General features: G+C 70.9%; 14 protein-coding genes. 2 read left to right on the top strand and 12 right to left on the bottom strand.

Features of this window, described 5'->3' with window-relative positions; translation table 11 throughout:
* Positions 1 to 181 precede the first annotated feature (181 nt).
* Genes JO379_RS06825 through JO379_RS06835 form a run of 3 tightly spaced genes read right to left on the bottom strand, consistent with a single transcriptional unit; the run spans position 182 to position 2,911 of the window.
* A complete protein-coding gene (locus JO379_RS06825; protein ID WP_130876876.1) occupies positions 182 to 844 on the bottom strand; it encodes a vitamin K epoxide reductase family protein in 663 nt (220 codons plus the stop codon).
* Positions 845 to 903: 59 nt separating this feature from the next.
* A complete protein-coding gene (gene hisS / locus JO379_RS06830; protein WP_130876877.1) occupies positions 904 to 2,166 on the bottom strand; it encodes a histidine--tRNA ligase in 1,263 nt (420 codons plus the stop codon).
* 10 nt (positions 2,167 to 2,176) lie between these two features.
* Positions 2,177 to 2,911, bottom strand: a complete 735-nt coding sequence (locus tag JO379_RS06835) for an MBL fold metallo-hydrolase (protein WP_130876878.1) — start codon at positions 2,909 to 2,911, stop codon at positions 2,177 to 2,179.
* A 197-nt stretch (positions 2,912 to 3,108) separates the two neighbouring features.
* On the opposite strand from JO379_RS06835, the gene JO379_RS06840 reads away from it, so the two are divergent.
* Positions 3,109 to 3,924, top strand: coding sequence for a peptidylprolyl isomerase (locus tag JO379_RS06840; RefSeq protein ID WP_209514345.1), 816 nt, complete (start codon positions 3,109 to 3,111; stop codon positions 3,922 to 3,924).
* Positions 3,925 to 4,153: 229 nt separating this feature from the next.
* Complete coding sequence (locus JO379_RS06845) at positions 4,154 to 5,383, top strand: DUF349 domain-containing protein (protein ID WP_130876880.1); 1,230 nt, start codon at positions 4,154 to 4,156, stop codon at positions 5,381 to 5,383.
* Between the two features lie 73 nt (positions 5,384 to 5,456).
* Here the strand turns inward: JO379_RS06845 and JO379_RS06850 are convergent, their stop codons facing one another.
* From JO379_RS06850 to JO379_RS06890, 9 genes are all read right to left on the bottom strand, one after another.
* Positions 5,457 to 8,054, bottom strand: coding sequence for a RelA/SpoT family protein (locus JO379_RS06850; protein WP_130876881.1), 2,598 nt, complete (start codon positions 8,052 to 8,054; stop codon positions 5,457 to 5,459).
* A 219-nt stretch (positions 8,055 to 8,273) separates the two neighbouring features.
* Complete coding sequence (locus tag JO379_RS06855; RefSeq protein WP_130876882.1) at positions 8,274 to 8,840, bottom strand: adenine phosphoribosyltransferase; 567 nt, start codon at positions 8,838 to 8,840, stop codon at positions 8,274 to 8,276.
* Entirely contained in the window at positions 8,837 to 9,985 is a 1,149-nt protein-coding gene (secF, locus tag JO379_RS06860) for a protein translocase subunit SecF (protein ID WP_130876883.1), read from the bottom strand. Before secF ends, JO379_RS06855 begins: the two co-directional genes overlap by 4 nt.
* Before the next feature lies 1 nt (position 9,986).
* Positions 9,987 to 11,771 carry a protein translocase subunit SecD gene (secD, locus tag JO379_RS06865; protein ID WP_209514347.1) on the bottom strand — a complete coding sequence of 595 codons (1,785 nt, stop codon included), beginning with the start codon at positions 11,769 to 11,771 and terminating at the stop codon, positions 9,987 to 9,989.
* 149 nt (positions 11,772 to 11,920) lie between these two features.
* On the bottom strand, positions 11,921 to 12,394 hold the full coding sequence (gene yajC, locus JO379_RS06870; protein WP_209514349.1) for a preprotein translocase subunit YajC: 474 nt from the start codon (positions 12,392 to 12,394) through the stop codon (positions 11,921 to 11,923).
* A 163-nt stretch (positions 12,395 to 12,557) separates the two neighbouring features.
* Complete coding sequence (gene ruvB, locus JO379_RS06875) at positions 12,558 to 13,646, bottom strand: Holliday junction branch migration DNA helicase RuvB (protein ID WP_130876886.1); 1,089 nt, start codon at positions 13,644 to 13,646, stop codon at positions 12,558 to 12,560.
* 111 nt (positions 13,647 to 13,757) lie between these two features.
* Positions 13,758 to 14,381, bottom strand: a complete 624-nt coding sequence (ruvA, locus tag JO379_RS06880) for a Holliday junction branch migration protein RuvA (RefSeq protein WP_130876887.1) — start codon at positions 14,379 to 14,381, stop codon at positions 13,758 to 13,760.
* Positions 14,378 to 14,941 (bottom strand): crossover junction endodeoxyribonuclease RuvC, encoded by a 564-nt coding sequence (ruvC, locus tag JO379_RS06885; RefSeq protein WP_130876888.1) that lies wholly within the window; start codon positions 14,939 to 14,941, stop codon positions 14,378 to 14,380. The genes ruvA and ruvC overlap by 4 nt, the downstream gene beginning before the upstream one ends.
* Positions 14,942 to 15,063: 122 nt before the next feature.
* Positions 15,064 to 15,816 carry a YebC/PmpR family DNA-binding transcriptional regulator gene (locus tag JO379_RS06890; protein WP_130876889.1) on the bottom strand — a complete coding sequence of 251 codons (753 nt, stop codon included), beginning with the start codon at positions 15,814 to 15,816 and terminating at the stop codon, positions 15,064 to 15,066.
* Positions 15,817 to 15,819 lie beyond the last annotated feature (3 nt).

The raw sequence follows: 15,819 nt of genomic DNA on the forward strand, positions 1-15,819 counted from the left end.
GAGCGGGCGCGCTGCGGGCCGTGTCGCCCGCACCACCGCCGCGCGGCGGTGTCCTCAATCGCCGGACGGGCTTGATGTGACTGAGCTCAGCCACATCAAGCCCGCTGGGGGCACCTCCCAGCGGTAGCTGGGGGAGATTGAGGACGCGCCCGCAGGGCGCCCACAGCCGCAAGCCGGCCGGCTAGGCGGTGCCGCCGGTCCAGAACCACCACCACTTGGTGAGGATCAGCATCCCGATGATCCCGACCCACAGGACGGGCACCACCCAGTGGAACTCCAGCAGCGCGCGCTTGAGCCCCGCCGGGGCGGGGATGAAGCCGTGCCGGAGGTTCTGCACGGTCACGTACCAGAACATGACGATGGTCGCGACCCAGGCGAGGCAGCACCACAGGCACAGCGAGCCGATCACGTACAGCGACTGGTACTGGAGCCAGGTGCAGAAGGCGACGCCGAAGAGCGTGCCGGCCTCCATACCCAGCCAGTACCAGCGGCGGTAGCGGGCGCCGGCGAGGAGGGCCAGCCCGATCGCGATGATCGCGCCGTAGGCGACCAGGCCCAGCATCGGGTTCGGGAAGCCGAACGCCGCGGCCTGGTCGCTCTCCATGATGTTGCCGCAGGAGACGATGGGGTTGAGGCTGCACCCGGGGGTGAACGTCTTCCCCTCGGCCTTGGCCTCGAGGATCTTGTTCTTGTCGAGCGTGATGACCCAGGCCGCGAGCAGCCCCAGCGCACCGGTGATCACCAGGAGCAGGGCGAAGCCGCGCCCGCCGCCCACCGGGCCCGGGGCGGGGCCGTCCCGCTCGTCGCCGTCGAGGTCGGAGCGGTCAAGAGCCGAAGTGGTCATAGCGCCGTTGATCCCATCAGTCGGTCGTTGCCGCCCATTCTGCACCAACGCCCTTGTAATCAGCCCTGCGCGGCCCGCAGTTCACTCACGACGGCGTCGAGCGCGACGGCCTTCTGCTCACCGCTCTGCAGGTCCTTGAGCTGGACCACGCCCTCGGCCAGGTCCCGCTCGCCCGCGACGAGCGCGAAGCGGGCGCCGGAGCGGTTCGCGGACTTCATCGCGTTCTTCAGGCCCTTGCCGCCGAAGGCGAAGTCGGTGGCGACGCCCGCCCGGCGCAGCTCGGTCACGAGACCGAACAGCACCCGCCGCGCCTCCTCGCCGAGCGGCACGGCGAAGACCTCGGTCGGGGAGGGCAGTTCGAGCTCGATGCCCTCGGACGCCAGCGCGAGCACCGTACGGTCCACGCCCAGCGCCCAGCCGACGGACGGCAGTGCGGGGCCGCCGATCATCTCGGACAGGCCGTCGTAGCGGCCGCCGCCGCCGACCGCGGACTGCGAGCCGAGACCGCCGTGGACGAACTCGAAGGTGGTGCGGGTGTAGTAGTCCAGGCCGCGCACGAGCTTCTCGTCGTCCTCGAAGGCGACGCCCGCGGCGGTCAGCAGCGCGCGCACCTCCTCGTGGTAGGCCTTGCAGGCCTCGCACAGGTGGTCGCGGAGCATGGGCGCGCCGACCAGCTGCTTCTGGACGGCCTCGCGCTTGTCGTCGAGGACGCGGAGCGGGTTGATCTCGATCCGGCGGCGGGTGTCCTCGTCGAGGTCGAGGCCGCGCAGGAACTCCTGGAGGGCCTCGCGGTAGGCGGGGCGGCACTCCTTGTCACCGAGCGAGTTCAGCAGCAGCCGGAAGTTCTGCAGACCGAGCGACTTGTAGGCGTCGACGGCCAGGATGATCAGCTCGGCGTCCAGCGCCGGGTCCTCCGCGCCGATGGCCTCCGCGCCGACCTGCGAGAAGTGACGGTAGCGGCCGGCCTGCGGGCGCTCGTAGCGGTAGTAGGAGCCGGAGTACCAGAGCTTGACGGGCAGGTTGCCTGCCTTGTGCAGATTGGCCTCCAGTGCCGCGCGCAGCACGGAGGCGGTGCCCTCGGGGCGCAGCGCGAGCTCGTCGCCGCCGCGCGTGGTGAGGGTGTACATCTCCTTGGTCACGATGTCGGTGGACTCGCCGACGCCGCGGGAGAACAGCTCGACCTGCTCGAAGCCGGGGGTCTCGATGTAGCCGTACCCCGAGCGCTTGAGCGGCGCGGCGATGGCCTCGCGCACGGCGAGGTAGACCGCGGAGTCCGGCGGGGTCAGATCGTAGGTGCCCTTGGGGGCCTTGAAGGTGCTCACGGAAAAATCGTCACATTCCTCGTCGCGGAGGGGCGGTAGCGCCGCCTCCGAAGCCGCGTCGCGCGTCGCCGGCTGTGGCCTGCAGTTCCCGCAGGTACGGGTTGGTGGCGCGCTCGCGGCCGATGCTGGTCTGGGGGCCGTGGCCGGACAGCACCACGGTCGAGTCGTCCAGGGGCAGGCACACACGGGCCAGCGACTGGAGCATCTCGGTGTGGTCGCCACCGGGCAGGTCGGTGCGTCCGATGGAGCCGGCGAACAACAGGTCGCCCGAGAAGAACACCGAGGGGATCTCGGCGGTCTCGGGCATCCGGAAGGTCACCGACCCCTTGGTATGCCCGGGCGCGTGCGCGACGGTGAACTCCATCCCCGCGAGGTCCAGCCGGGCGCCATCGGTCAGCTCCTTGACGTCGTCCGGCTCGCCCACGGTGAGCTCGCCCACGAGCTGCTGCCCGAAGGCGCGGCCGAGGGCCTTCTCCGGGTCGCTCATCATGTAGCGGTCGGCGGGGTGGATCCAGGCCGGGACGTCATGGGCGCCGCACACCGGGACGACCGAGGCGACGTGGTCGATATGGCCGTGGGTGAGGACGACGGCGACGGGCTTGAGCCGATGCTTCTTGAGTGCGTCCTCGACGCCCTGGGCCGCCTGGTGGCCCGGGTCGATGATCACGCACTCCTCGCCTGCGGCAGGGGCGACCAGATAGCAATTGGTGCCCCAGGCTCCGGCGGGGAACCCGGCAATGAGCACATTCGTCCTTAATGATCGACCAGCGGTCAGCCGGCGGTGGCGTCGGCGGGAGCCCCCGGGCGGGGGTTCCCGGCTGGTGAAGAGCCTACCGGCGGCACTCCCGCCGGGGCGAACCCGTATACGGTACGGGCACGCGCGCAACACGCGGCTCAGACACAAACAAGACGGCACACAGACGGCACACGAGGAGACGCCCGGTGGTCACGAACGAGCAGCGGCGGCGGCAGCTCGCCCGGGAGAAGTTCGAACGGCAGCAGGAGCGCCGCGAGGCGGCCCGGCGCAAGGTGGTCCGCCGCAACGCGGTGATCGCCGCGGGTCTCGCGGTGGTCCTGGCCGCCGGGGCCACCGCGTTCGCCACGGGCGCGCTGTCCGGCGACGACAAGAAGGACAAGACCGACGCCGCGGCGCCGGACTCGCCGCCGGCGAAGAAGCCGGACCCCTGCGCGAAGGCCGAGCCGGGGGTTCCCGCGACGGCGACGTGGAAGAAGGAGCCGGAGCTGGCCATCGACAAGTCGGCCTCGTACGCGATGGATCTGCGGACGACCTGCGGCACCGTCGACATCAAGCTCGACGCGAAGAACGCCCCGCACACGGTCAACTCCTTCGACTTCCTGGCCGGGAAGGGCTACTTCGACCACACCAAGTGCCACCGGCTCACCACCGGCGGGATCTACGTCCTGCAGTGCGGCGACCCGAAGGGCACCGGCCAGGGCAACCCGGGCTACAACATCCCCGACGAGAACCTGAAGGACCCCAGGCTCAAGGGGAACGTCTATCCCGCGGGCACGGTCGCCATGGCCAACACCGGCCGGCCCGGTTCCGGGGGCAGCCAGTTCTTCCTCGTCTACCAGGACAGCCAGCTGCCGCCGACGTACACGCCCTTCGGCACGATCGGCGCCGACGGCATGAAGGTCCTCAAGAAGATCGCCGCCGCGGGCGAGCAGTCGGGCGCCGGCGACGGTGCCCCGAACGCGACCGTGGTGATCAACAAGGCGGTCGTCAGGAAATCCTGATGACCGGGCGGCCGGTGGTGCCCCGCGCGGGGAAATTTCGGTCGCGCGGGATACGGACAGCCAGGCCACCGGTCGCCTATGTTTGCGTTGTGTAGGGTGCCTGATCCGACGGCGACCCGCACCCCAATGACAAGCCGTCGGACCGGTCAGGGCGCGGCCCTGCCGGAACAAACTGTGGACGATGCCCGCGGGTCGCACGCCGGCCCCGGCATCATGTGGAGGAGGCGCTGTGAGCAGCGACCCATGGGGCCGCGTCGATGAGACGGGGACTGTGTACGTGCGTACCGCCGACGGCGAGCAGGTCGTCGGCTCGTGGCAGGCGGGGTCTCCCGAGGAGGCCCTCGCTTACTTCGAGCGCAAGTACGAGGGCCTGGTCGTCGAGATCGGCCTCCTCGAGCGCCGGGTCAGGACCACCGACCTGTCCGCCAAGGACGCGATGACCGCGATCGACCACCTGCGGAAGCAGGTCGACGAGCACCACGCGGTCGGCGATCTGCAGGCGCTGCGGGAGCGGCTCGACAAGCTGGTCACCGCCGTCGAGTCGCGCCGCGAGGAGCGCAAGGCGGCGAAGGCCAAGCAGTCCGACGAGGCGCGTACGGCCAAGGAGAAGCTGGTCGCCGAGGCCGAGGAGCTGGCGGCGAGCGAGCAGTGGCGGTCGGCGGGCGAGCGGCTGCGCGCCCTGGTCGACATCTGGAAGGGCCTGCCGCGGCTGGACCGCAAGGCGGACGACGAGCTGTGGCACCGCTTCTCGCACGCCCGCTCGGCGTTCTCCAAGCGGCGCAAGGCGCACTTCGCCTCGCTGGACGCGCAGCGCGAGGAGGCCCGTAAGACCAAGGAGAGGCTGGTCGCCGAGGCCGAGGCGCTCTCCGGGTCCACGGACTGGGGCCCGACGGCCGCGCGCTACCGCGAGCTGATGGCGGACTGGAAGGCCGCGGGCCGTGCGCAGCGCGAGTCCGAGGACGATCTGTGGACCCGCTTCCGCGGTGCGCAGGACGTCTTCTTCCAGGCGCGCAGCGGGGTGTTCGCCGAGCGTGACGCCGAGCAGGCGGGCAACCTCACGCGCAAGGAGGAGCTGGTCGCCGAGGCGGAGAAGCTGCTGCCGGTGGCGGACCTGAAGGCGGCGCGGGCCGCCTTCCGCTCGATCAACGAGCGCTGGGAGGCCATCGGTCATGTGCCGCGGGACGCCCGGCCGAAGATCGAGGGCCGGATGCACGCGGTCGAGCGCGCCATCCAGGAGGCCGAGGAGGCCGAGTGGCGGCGGACGAACCCGGAGGCGCGGGCCCGTGCGGCCGGTCTGACGGGTCAGCTCCAGGCCGCGGTCGACAAGCTCCAGGAGCAGGCCGACAAGGCGCGGGCCGCGGGCAATGACGCCAAGGCGGACAAGCTCACCAAGGAGCTCCAGGGCCGCAAGGCGCTGCTGGACCAGGCCCTGAAGGGCCTGGAGGAGTTCGGCGGCTGACGGTAGGCGCCCATCGCGTACGAAAAGACGGCCCCGACGGTTCTCGTCGGGGCCGTCTTTTCGTGTGCGCCGGTTACGGCCTGCGGGCGGAGGTGACGCGGTAGACGTCGTAGACGCCCTCGACGCCGCGCACCGCCTTCAGGACGTGGCCCAGGTGCTTGGGGTCGCCCATCTCGAAGGTGAAGCGCGAGGTGGCGACCCGGTCGCGGGAGGTCTGCACGGCGGCGGAGAGGATGTTGACGTGCTGGTCGGACAGCACCCGGGTGACGTCCGACAGCAGCCGGGACCGGTCCAGCGCCTCCACCTGGATGGCGACCAGGAAGACCGAGGACTGGGTGGGCGCCCACTCGACCTCGAGGATCCGCTCGGGCTGCTGCGAGAGCGAGTCGACGTTGACGCAGTCGGCGCGGTGGACCGAGATGCCGTTGCCCCGGGTGACGAAGCCGATGATCGGGTCGCCGGGAACCGGGGTGCAGCAGCGGGCCAGCTTCACCCAGACGTCGTCGACGCCCTTGACGACCACGCCCGGGTCGGCGCTGGAGCGGCGCTTGGAGCGGCCGCGGATCGGTGCGGACTCCTCGATGTCCTCGGTCGCCGCGTCCTCGCCGCCGAGGGCCTGGACGAGCTTCTGCACGACGCCCTGGGCCGCGACGTGGCCCTCGCCGATGGCGGCGTAGAGCGAGGAGATGTCGGGGTAGCGCATCTCGTGCGCGAGGGTGACGAGCGAGTCACCGGTGAGGATCCGCTGGATCGGCAGGTTCTGCTTGCGCATGGCCCGCGCGATGGCGTCCTTGCCCTGCTCGATGGCCTCGTCGCGGCGCTCCTTGGAGAACCAGGCGCGGATCTTGTTGCGGGCGCGGGGCGACTTGACGAAGCCGAGCCAGTCGCGCGAGGGCGCGGCGCCCGGCGCCTTGGAGGTGAAGACCTCCACCAGGTCGCCGTTGTCCAGGGTCGATTCGAGCGGCACGAGCCGCCCGTTGACCCGGGCGCCTATCGTGCGGTGGCCGACCTCGGTGTGCACGGCGTAGGCGAAGTCGACCGGTGTGGCACCGGCCGGGAGCGCTATGACGTCGCCCTTGGGCGTGAAGACGAAGACCTCGTTGCGCGAGAGGTCGAAGCGCAGGGACTCCAGGAACTCGCCCGGGTCCTCCGTCTCCTTCTGCCAGTCGAGCAACTGCCGCAGCCAGGCCATGTCATTGACGGTGTCCTGGTTCTTGCCGGCATTCTTGGGGACGTCCGTGCGGATCTTGGACGCTCCGGCGACGGCCTCCTGCTTGTACTTCCAGTGCGCGGCGATACCGTACTCGGCGCGGCGGTGCATGTCGAACGTGCGGATCTGCAGCTCGACGGGCTTCCCGCTGGGCCCTATGACCGTCGTGTGCAGCGACTGGTACATGTTGAACTTGGGCATCGCGATGTAGTCCTTGAACCGCCCCGGGACCGGGTTCCACCGGGCGTGGACGGTGCCGAGCGCCGCGTAGCAGTCGCGGACGGTGTCGACGAGGACGCGGATGCCCACCAGGTCGTAGATCTCGGCGAAGTCACGGCCTCGCACGATCATCTTCTGGTAGACGCTGTAGTAGTGCTTCGGGCGGCCGGTGACGGTGGCCTTGATGCGGGCGGCGCGCAGATCGGCCTGGACCTCGTCGGTGACGATGGCCAGGTATTCGTCGCGCTTGGGGGCCCGCTCGGCGACGAGGCGGACGATCTCGTCGTACATCTTGGGGTAGAGGATCGCGAAGGCGAGGTCCTCCAGCTCCCACTTGATGGTGTTCATGCCCAGCCGGTGTGCCAGCGGGGCGTAGATCTCCAGGGTCTCGCGGGCCTTCTTCTCCTGCTTCTCCCGCTTGAGGTAGCGCATGGTGCGCATGTTGTGCAGGCGGTCGGCGAGCTTGATGACCAGGACGCGCGGGTCCTTGGCCATGGCGACGACCATCTTGCGCACGGTCTCGGCCTGCGCGGCCTCGCCGAACTGCACCCGGTCGAGCTTGGTGACGCCGTCGACGAGGAGCGCGACCTGGTCGCCGAAGTCCCGGCGCAGGTCGTCCAGGCCGTACTCGGTGTCCTCGACGGTGTCGTGCAGCAGCCCCGCCATCAAGGTGGCCGGATCCATGCCCAGCTCGGCGAGGATCGTGGTGACGGCGAGGGGGTGGGTGATGTACGGGTCGCCGCTCTTGCGCTTCTGGCCGCGGTGCCAGCGCTCGGCGACCTGGTAGGCCCGCTCGATCTGGCGCAGGGTCGTGACGTCGGCCTTGGGGTCGTTGCCCCGGACGATGCGCAGCAGCGGTTCGAGGACGGGGTTGTACGGGCTGGAGCGCTGGACGCCGAGGCGGGCGAGGCGGGCCCGGACGCGGCTGGAGGAACCGGGGCGGGGCGTGGGGCCCTGCGGGGGCGCGGGCCGGACCGGCCCGGCGCCCGCGACGGTGGCCGGCTTGTCGCCGGAGGTACGCGGCCGGGCGGCCGGGGTGGGCGCCTCGGGTCGGGAGGCGGCCTCGTGGCGGGGTTCGGCGGCGGGGGTGTTCGGCTGCGCCGCGCTCTGTCCCCCGGCCGTGGAGCCGGACTCGGGCGCACCGCTGTGGGGGCGGCCCGCGGGCGTGCCCTTGGCCGCCGCGGCCTCGGGAGACGACTGGTCCGACTGTGCGGCGGTGAGCGGCTGGGCCTTGTCTGGCAAGAGCACTCCTCATGCGGGGTCCGGCCCCCCGATCAGGTCCGGACTGCCATGGTATCGATCCCGGCCGGATCGCTCCCGCTGGCCCGGCACCCGAAGAGACGCGCGAGGCGGGCACCGGGTTCTCCCCGATGCCCGCCTCGTGGCCTCGCGGGCCCGTTTTCCGGGCCCCTGCGGCCGCCCTGGACCGGTTTGCGCGGTTCCATGACGTCCGGCAATGGATCAGACCGTGATCAGTGCCTCCAGCGGGGCGCCCTCGAGGGCGTCCGCCAGCCGCTGCCGGCCGTCGAGGAAGCCGAGCTCCATCAGGACGGCCACACCGGCCACCTCGGCGCCGGCGCGGCGGATGAGCCGCAGCGACGCCTCGGCCGTACCGCCGGTGGCCAGCACGTCGTCGATGACCAGCACCCGGTCGCCGGCGCGCAGCGCGTCGGCGTGGATCTCGATCTCGGCGGTGCCGTACTCCAGGTCGTAGGCCTGGGCCAGCGTCGCGCCGGGCAGCTTGCCCGCCTTGCGGACGGGCACGAAGCCCAGCCCGGCGCGGACGGCGACCGGGGCGGCGAGGATGAAGCCGCGGGCCTCCAGGCCCACGACCTTGTCCGCGTCGTACCGCTCGCACAGCTCGACGAGGGCGTCGGTCAGCGCGCCGAACGCCCGGGCGTCGGCGAGCAGCGGGGTGATGTCCTTGAACATCACGCCCGGCTTCGGGTAGTCCGGCACGTCGTGGATCCGGTCGAGGAGCAGCTCACGCAGCTCCGTACCGGCCCCGCCGGTGAGCGCCGCGCTCATCGGCGCTTCCCCGACGGACGGCCGCGGCCACCGCGGCCGTCACGGCCGCCCCGGCCCGCCGACTGACGGCGGGGGCCGACGACGCCGGCCGCGGCCGTGTCGTCCTCGTCGTCACCCTCGGCGTCCTGCCCGTCCACCGCGTCCTGCGGCTGCTCCGTGCCCGACTCGCCCTTGGCGGCCGCGGCGGCGCGCTTGGCACGCACCCGCTTGGCCAGGGCCTTCATCTGCGGGTCGCGCTCCTTGAGGTCGGCGACCAGCGGGGTGGCGATGAAGATCGAGGAGTACGCGCCGGCCGCGAGGCCGACGAACAGGGCGAGCGAGATGTCGTTGAGCATGCCCGCGCCGAGGAAACCGCCGCCGATGAAGAGCAGGCCGGCGACCGGCAGCAGCGCCACGACCGTGGTGTTGATCGAACGCACCAGGGTCGAGTTGAGGCTGCGGTTGGCGATCTCGCTGTAGGTGAAGCGGGTCTGCTTGGTGATGTCCTTCGCGCCCTCCTTGAGACCGTCGAAGACGACGACGGTGTCGTAGAGGGAGTAACCGAGGATGGTCAGCAGACCGATCACGGTGCCCGGGGTGACCTCGAAGCCGACGAGGGCGTAGATCCCGACGGTGATGGTGAGGTCGTGGATCAGGGCGACGAGGGCGGCGAGCGCCATGCGCCACTCGAAGGCGATCGCGAGGTAGATCACCACCAGGATCATGAAGATCGCCAGGCCGGTCCAGGCCTTGTTGGCGATCTGGTCGCCCCAGCTGGGGCCGACGATATCGGTGTTGATCTTGTCCAGCGGGACGTCGAGCTTCTTGGCCAGCGCCTCCTGCGTTGCCCGCGACTGCTCCGTGGTCAGTTCACTGACCTGGATGCGCAGCGTGCGGTCGCCGAGCTTCTGCACGATGGCGGTGTGCCCGGAGGTCTCCTCCGCGACGTGCTGGGCCTGGGTGGCCGAGACCGCGGTCTTCGGGGTGTTGAAGACCGCGCCGCCGGAGAACTCGATGCCCATGTTCAGGCCACGCACCGACAGGCCGACGATGGCCGTGATGGTGATGAGGATCGAGATGCCGTACCAGATCATCCGCTTGCCGACGAAGTCGTAGCCGACCTCACCGCGGTAGAGCCGGGCGCCGAGGTTTCCGAGTTTCGACATCTCACGCCTCCTTGGGGTCGACGGGGGCGGCGGGGCGGCGGGAGGCCCGCAGCGGCGGCTTGACGCCGAGACGCTTGGGGTCCAGACCGGACCACGGGTGGCCGCTGGCGAAGAACTTGCGGCGCGCGAGGAGCGTCATGAGCGGCTTGGTGAAGAAGAAGACCACGACGACGTCGAGGAGTGTGGTCAGACCGAGCGTGAACGCGAAGCCCTGCACCTTGCCGACGGTGACGATGAAGAGCACCGCGGCGGCGAGGAAGGAGACGAAGTCGGAGACCAGGATGGTGCGACGGGCACGCGGCCAGCCACGCTCGACGGCCGGGCGCAGGGACCGGCCCTCCCGGATCTCGTCCCGGATCCGCTCGAAGTAGACGATGAAGGAGTCGGCGGTGATGCCGATCGCCACGATGGCACCGCAGACGGCCGGCAGGTTCAGCGCGAAGCCGAGGGCGATACCGAGCAGCACCATGATCGTGTAGGTGAGGATCGCGGAGACCAGGAGGCTGGCCAGGGCGACGAGCGCCAGTCCGCGGTAGTACGCCACCAGGTAGATGATCACGAGGATGAGGCCGATGGCACCGGCGATCAGACCGGCGCGCAGCTGCTCACCGCCGAGCGCGGGGCTGACCGTGGTCTCGGTGACGACGTCGAAGGACAGCGGCAGCGCACCGTAGGACAGCACGTTGGCGAGGTCCCGGGAGCTCTCCTGGGTGAACCCGCCGGAGATCTCCGCCTGGCCGCCGGCGATGGAGCTGGTCACCGAGGGGTCGGAGACGACCTCGCCGTCCAGGACGATCGCGAACTGGTTCTGCGGGGGCTGCTGGGTCGCCAGCTTGCCCGTGACGTCGGCGAACTTCTTGGCGCCGTCCTTGGTGAACTTGAGCTGGACGATCCAGCCCTTGCCCTGTTGGGTGTCGATGACGGCGGAGGCCTTGTCCACGCCGGTGCCCTCGACGGCCACCGGACCGAGGATCTCCTTGGCGGAGCCGTCGGTCTTGCAGGCGACGATGGGGTCGCTGGCCTTGGCGGCGGCCGCCGCCTCGCTCGCCTTGGCGCGGGACGCCGGGGTGGAGCAGTCGAGCGCCGCGAGCTGCTTCTGCAGCGCGGCGACGTCACCCGGGGCCGGCGTGGGCGTGGGCGCCTTCGGGTCCTTCTTGTCGGACCCGGCCTTGCCGTCCTTGGCCGAGGCGCTCGGGTCAACCGCGGGGTTGGCCTTGAGGGCGTCGGTGACGGCGCGGCCCTGGGGGCTGGCGGACGCGGAGGACGAGCCGGACGGCTTGGTCTTGTCGTCCTTGCTCTTGTCGTCCTTGTCCTTGGCCTTGTCCTTGTCCTTGTCGCCGACCGAGGCACTCGGCTTGGGCTCGGGGGACTTGACCCCGGGGGCCGAGGTCAGGACGGGGCGGAAGCCCAGCTTGGCGGTGGTACCGACCTGCTGACGGGCCTGCTTCGCGTTCGTCCCCTTGGGGATGTTCACGATGATGTGCTTCGCGCCCTGCGTCTGCACCTCGGATTCCGAGACGCCCAGACCGTTGACACGCCGGTCCATGATGCCGACCGCGGTGTCCATGTTGGTCTTGTTGATCGCGTTGGGCTTGCCGGGCTCGTTCTTGGCTTCCAGCGTGAAGCTGGTGCCGCCCGCGAGATCGATGCCCAATCGTGGCGTGGTGTCGCCGGAGGCGAACATGCCCCCGATGAGCGCCACCATGGCGATCAGGATCAGGGCCAGGACGCGGCCCGGCCTGCCCTGGCCGCCCGGGGACCTGCGGCCCTTCTTCGGTGCTGCCACCTTGTCGTTTCTCCCTGTCCAACCGCCGGGCGTCGGGTGTTCGCCGGACGGCCACGATGTGTTGTGGGGACTTGCCCCCCGCCGGAGCCTAGACCGTAAGAGAACCGCGGCACACCGCTCGGTGGGTGTTCCGCGGTTCCTTGAAGGGGTTACTTGGCGTCGGCGTCGCCGTCCCGCTTGGCGTCCTTCGCCGAGGCTTCGCCCGATTCGTCGGCCTTGTCAGCCTTGTCGGCCGCGGCCTCGGGGGCCTCCTTGCCGAGGTCGATCTTCTTCTCGTCGGCCGGGGCGTCGCCCTCGGTCAGCGAGGAGGCGTCGTCGGGGACCTCGGTCTCGTCGGGCTCGATGCCGTGGACGATGCGGTTGTACTCCTCGTCCTCCAGGACGGCGCCGATGGAGTTCTTCGCGTAGATCGCGTGGACGCCCGGGGCGACCTCGAGGAGCACGGAGTCCTCGCTGATCTCCTTGACGGTCGCGTACATGCCGCCGATCGTCCGCACACCGGTGCCCGGCTGCATCTGGTCGCGCATCTGCGCGGCCTGGCGCTGCTTGTTCTTGGCCGATCGCGTCATCAGGAACATGGCCCCGATGAGCACGATGAACGGCAGGAGAGTCACGATATTCACGGGGCGGGGTTTCCTTCACACGACCGCAGGGGGGCGGCCTGGTCTTCGGGGGTGGTATGCCGCACCGATACGGACGGCATCGGCGGAGTCTAAGCGAGTCCGCGCCTAACGAACAACGCTCAGCATGGCACCGGGGTTCCTGAGGCGAGAAGTCCCCGCGCCGTCACCCGCCGAAGAGTCCCTGCTGGCCGGGGCCGCCCGCGGCCTGCTGGGGCGGCACCATACCGAGGTGCGCCCAGGCCGCCGGGGTCGCGACCCGGCCCCGGGGGGTACGGGCCAGCAGACCCTCCCGGACGAGGAAGGGCTCGGCGACCTCCTCGACCGTCTCGCGCTCCTCGCCGACGGCGACGGCGAGGGTGGACAGGCCGACGGGGCCGCCACCGAAGAGCTTGAGCAGCGCGGTCAGCACGGCCCGGTCCAGCCGGTCCAGGCCCCGGCCGTCGACCTCGTAGACATTCAGCGCCTGGGCGGCGATCTCGCGTGTCACGACACCGTCGGCCTTGACCTGGGCGTAGTCGCGCACCCGGCGCAGCAGCCGGTTGGCGATGCGCGGGGTGCCGCGGGAGCGGCCGGCGATCTCGGCGGCCCCGTCGCCCTCTATCTCCACGTCCAGGAGACGGGCCGAGCGGTGGATGACGCGCTGGAGCTCGGCCGGGGCGTAGAACTCCATGTGCCCGGTGAAACCGAAGCGGTCCCGCAGCGGGGGCGGCAGCAGTCCGGCCCGGGTAGTGGCGCCGACGAGGGTGAAGGGCGGCAGCTCCAGCGGGATGGCGGTGGCGCCGGGGCCCTTGCCGACGATGACGTCGACGCGGAAGTCCTCCATCGCCATGTACAGCATCTCCTCGGCGGGCCGGGACATGCGGTGGATCTCGTCGAGGAAGAGGACCTCGCCCTCGGTGAGGGAGGACAGGATCGCGGCCAGGTCGCCGGCGTGCTGGATGGCGGGGCCGGAGGTGATGCGGATGGGGGCGCCCATCTCGGCGGCGATGATCATCGAGAGGGTGGTCTTGCCGAGCCCGGGCGCGCCCGAGAGCAGGACGTGGTCGGCGGTGGCTCCGCGCTGGCGGGCGGCGCGGAGCACGAGGTCGAGCTGCTCGCGGACCCGCTCCTGCCCGACGAATTCGTCGAGGTCCTTGGGGCGCAGGGCCGCCTCGACGGCCTGGTCCTCGCCGTCGGCGAGGGACCCGACCAGCCGGTCGCCTGCGGCGTACGGGCCGTCTGTCTCGGGGGCGGACTCGTCGTCCCAGTTCACGGGTTGAACCTCACGGTCGGTAATGGTGCGGGGCGGCACGGTCGGGCCGCCGGTGGCTGATCGGGGTCCGCCCGGGCCTCCCGGGCGGCGGGAAGGGCTGAGGCCCCTCCGTCAGCGGGCCCGGTTCAGGCTCTGCAGCGCCGCACGCAGCAGCTGGCCGACCTGCGGTGTGCCACCGTCGGCGGTCACCGCCTCGGCCTGCGGTGCCACCGTCTCCATCGCCTCCTCCGCCTCCCGGGCGGCGTAGCCGAGGCCCACCAGCGCGGCGAGCAGTTGCTCGCGCCAGCTCCCGGCGGCGGAGGCACCGCTGCGGGCGGGGCCGCCGGGGCCGACCGGGTCGCCGAGGCGGTCCTTGAGCTCGAGCAACAGGCGCTGTGCGCCCTTCTTCCCGATGCCGGGCACGGCGGTGAGCGCCTTCTCGTCGCCGGTGGAGACGGCACGGCGCAGGGCATCGGGGTCGTGCACCGCGAGCATGGCCTGGGCCAGCCGCGGACCGACGCCGCTGGCCGTCTGCAGCAGCTCGAAGACCTGGCGCTCGTCGTCGTCGGCGAAGCCGTAGAGGGTCAGGGACTCCTCGCGCACGACGAGGGACGTCGCGAGCTTGGCCTGCTGGCCGATGCGGAGCGTGGAGATCGTGTTCGGGGTGCACAGGACAGCCATGCCGACGCCGCCGACCTCGATGACGGCGGTGTCGGGTGCGAGGGCCGCGACCGGCCCGGAGACAAAGGCGATCATGCGCTGCCCTTCAGGGTTCGTACGGCCGCATCCGGCAGCCGGTGGGTGCGGCGGTGGGCGGCGACGGCCTGCTGGAGGCGGTTGGTCGCCGGGGCCCGCCAGATGTGACAGATGGCCAGGGCCAGGGCGTCGGCGGCGTCGGCCGGCTTGGGCGGCGCGTCGAGCCGCAGCAGCCGGGTGACCATGGCGCCGACCTGTGCCTTGTCGGCCCGGCCGGAGCCGGTGACGGCCGCCTTGACCTCGCTGGGGGTGTGCAGGGCGACGGGCAGTCCGCGGCGGGCGGCACAGAGCATGGCGACGGCGCTGGCCTGGGCGGTGCCCATGACCGTGCGGACATTGTGCTGGCTGAACACGCGCTCCACGGCGACGTATTCGGGCCGGAACTCGTCCAGCCACTGCTCGATGCCCTGCTCGACGAGGACGAGCCGCTCGGCGATGTCGGTGTCCGCCGGGGTCCGCACGACACCGACGCCGACCATGGTCAGCGGTCGGCCGGCGACGCCGTCCACCACACCGACGCCACAGCGCGTCAGCCCCGGGTCCACACCCAACACCCGCATCGCGGCCCTCCCTTCGGTCAGCTGTTTGTGCAGGCTATCGGCTGCCACTGACAAAGCGACGGGCCGACGGAGTGTGTCCGTCGGCCCGTCGTGCTCTGTTCGCGGAGATCAGGCGTCGGCCATCAGGCGTCGACCTTGGCCATGACCTCGTCGGAGACATCGAAGTTGGCGAAGACGTTCTGCACGTCGTCGCTGTCCTCCAGCGCGTCGATGAGCTTGAAGATCTTGCGCGCGCCGTCCTCGTCCAGCTCGACCTGCATGGTCGGCAGGAAGTTGGCGTCGGCCGAGTCGTAGTCGATGCCGGCGTCGACGAGGGCGGTGCGGACCGCGACCATGTCGGTGGCCTCGCTGACGACCTCGAAGGTCTCGCCGAGGTCGTTGACCTCTTCGGCACCCGCGTCGAGGACCGCGCCCAGGACGTCGTCCTCGCTCAGCTCACCCTTGGGGACGATGATGACGCCCTTGCGGTTGAAGAGGTACGACACCGAGCCGGGGTCGGCCATCGAGCCGCCGTTGCGGGTCATGGCGACGCGCACGTCGGAGGCGGCGCGGTTGCGGTTGTCGGTGAGGCACTCGATGAGCACCGCGACGCCGTTCGGCCCGTAGCCCTCGTACATGATGGTCTGGTAGTCGGCGCCGCCGGCTTCGAGACCCGCGCCGCGCTTGACGGCACTGTCGATGTTCTTGTTGGGGACCGAGCTCTTCTTGGCCTTCTGGATGGCGTCGAAGAGCGTCGGGTTACCGGCCGGGTCGGCGCCGCCCGTACGGGCCGCCACCTCGATGTTCTTGATCATCTTCGCGAAGAGCTTGCCGCGCTTGGCGTCGATCACGGCCTTCTTGTGCTTCGTCGTAGCCCATTTAGAGTGGCCGGACATCCG

It is taken from the genome of Streptomyces syringium, from assembly GCF_017876625.1.
Taxonomy (GTDB): Bacteria; Actinomycetota; Actinomycetes; order Streptomycetales; family Streptomycetaceae; genus Streptomyces; species Streptomyces syringius.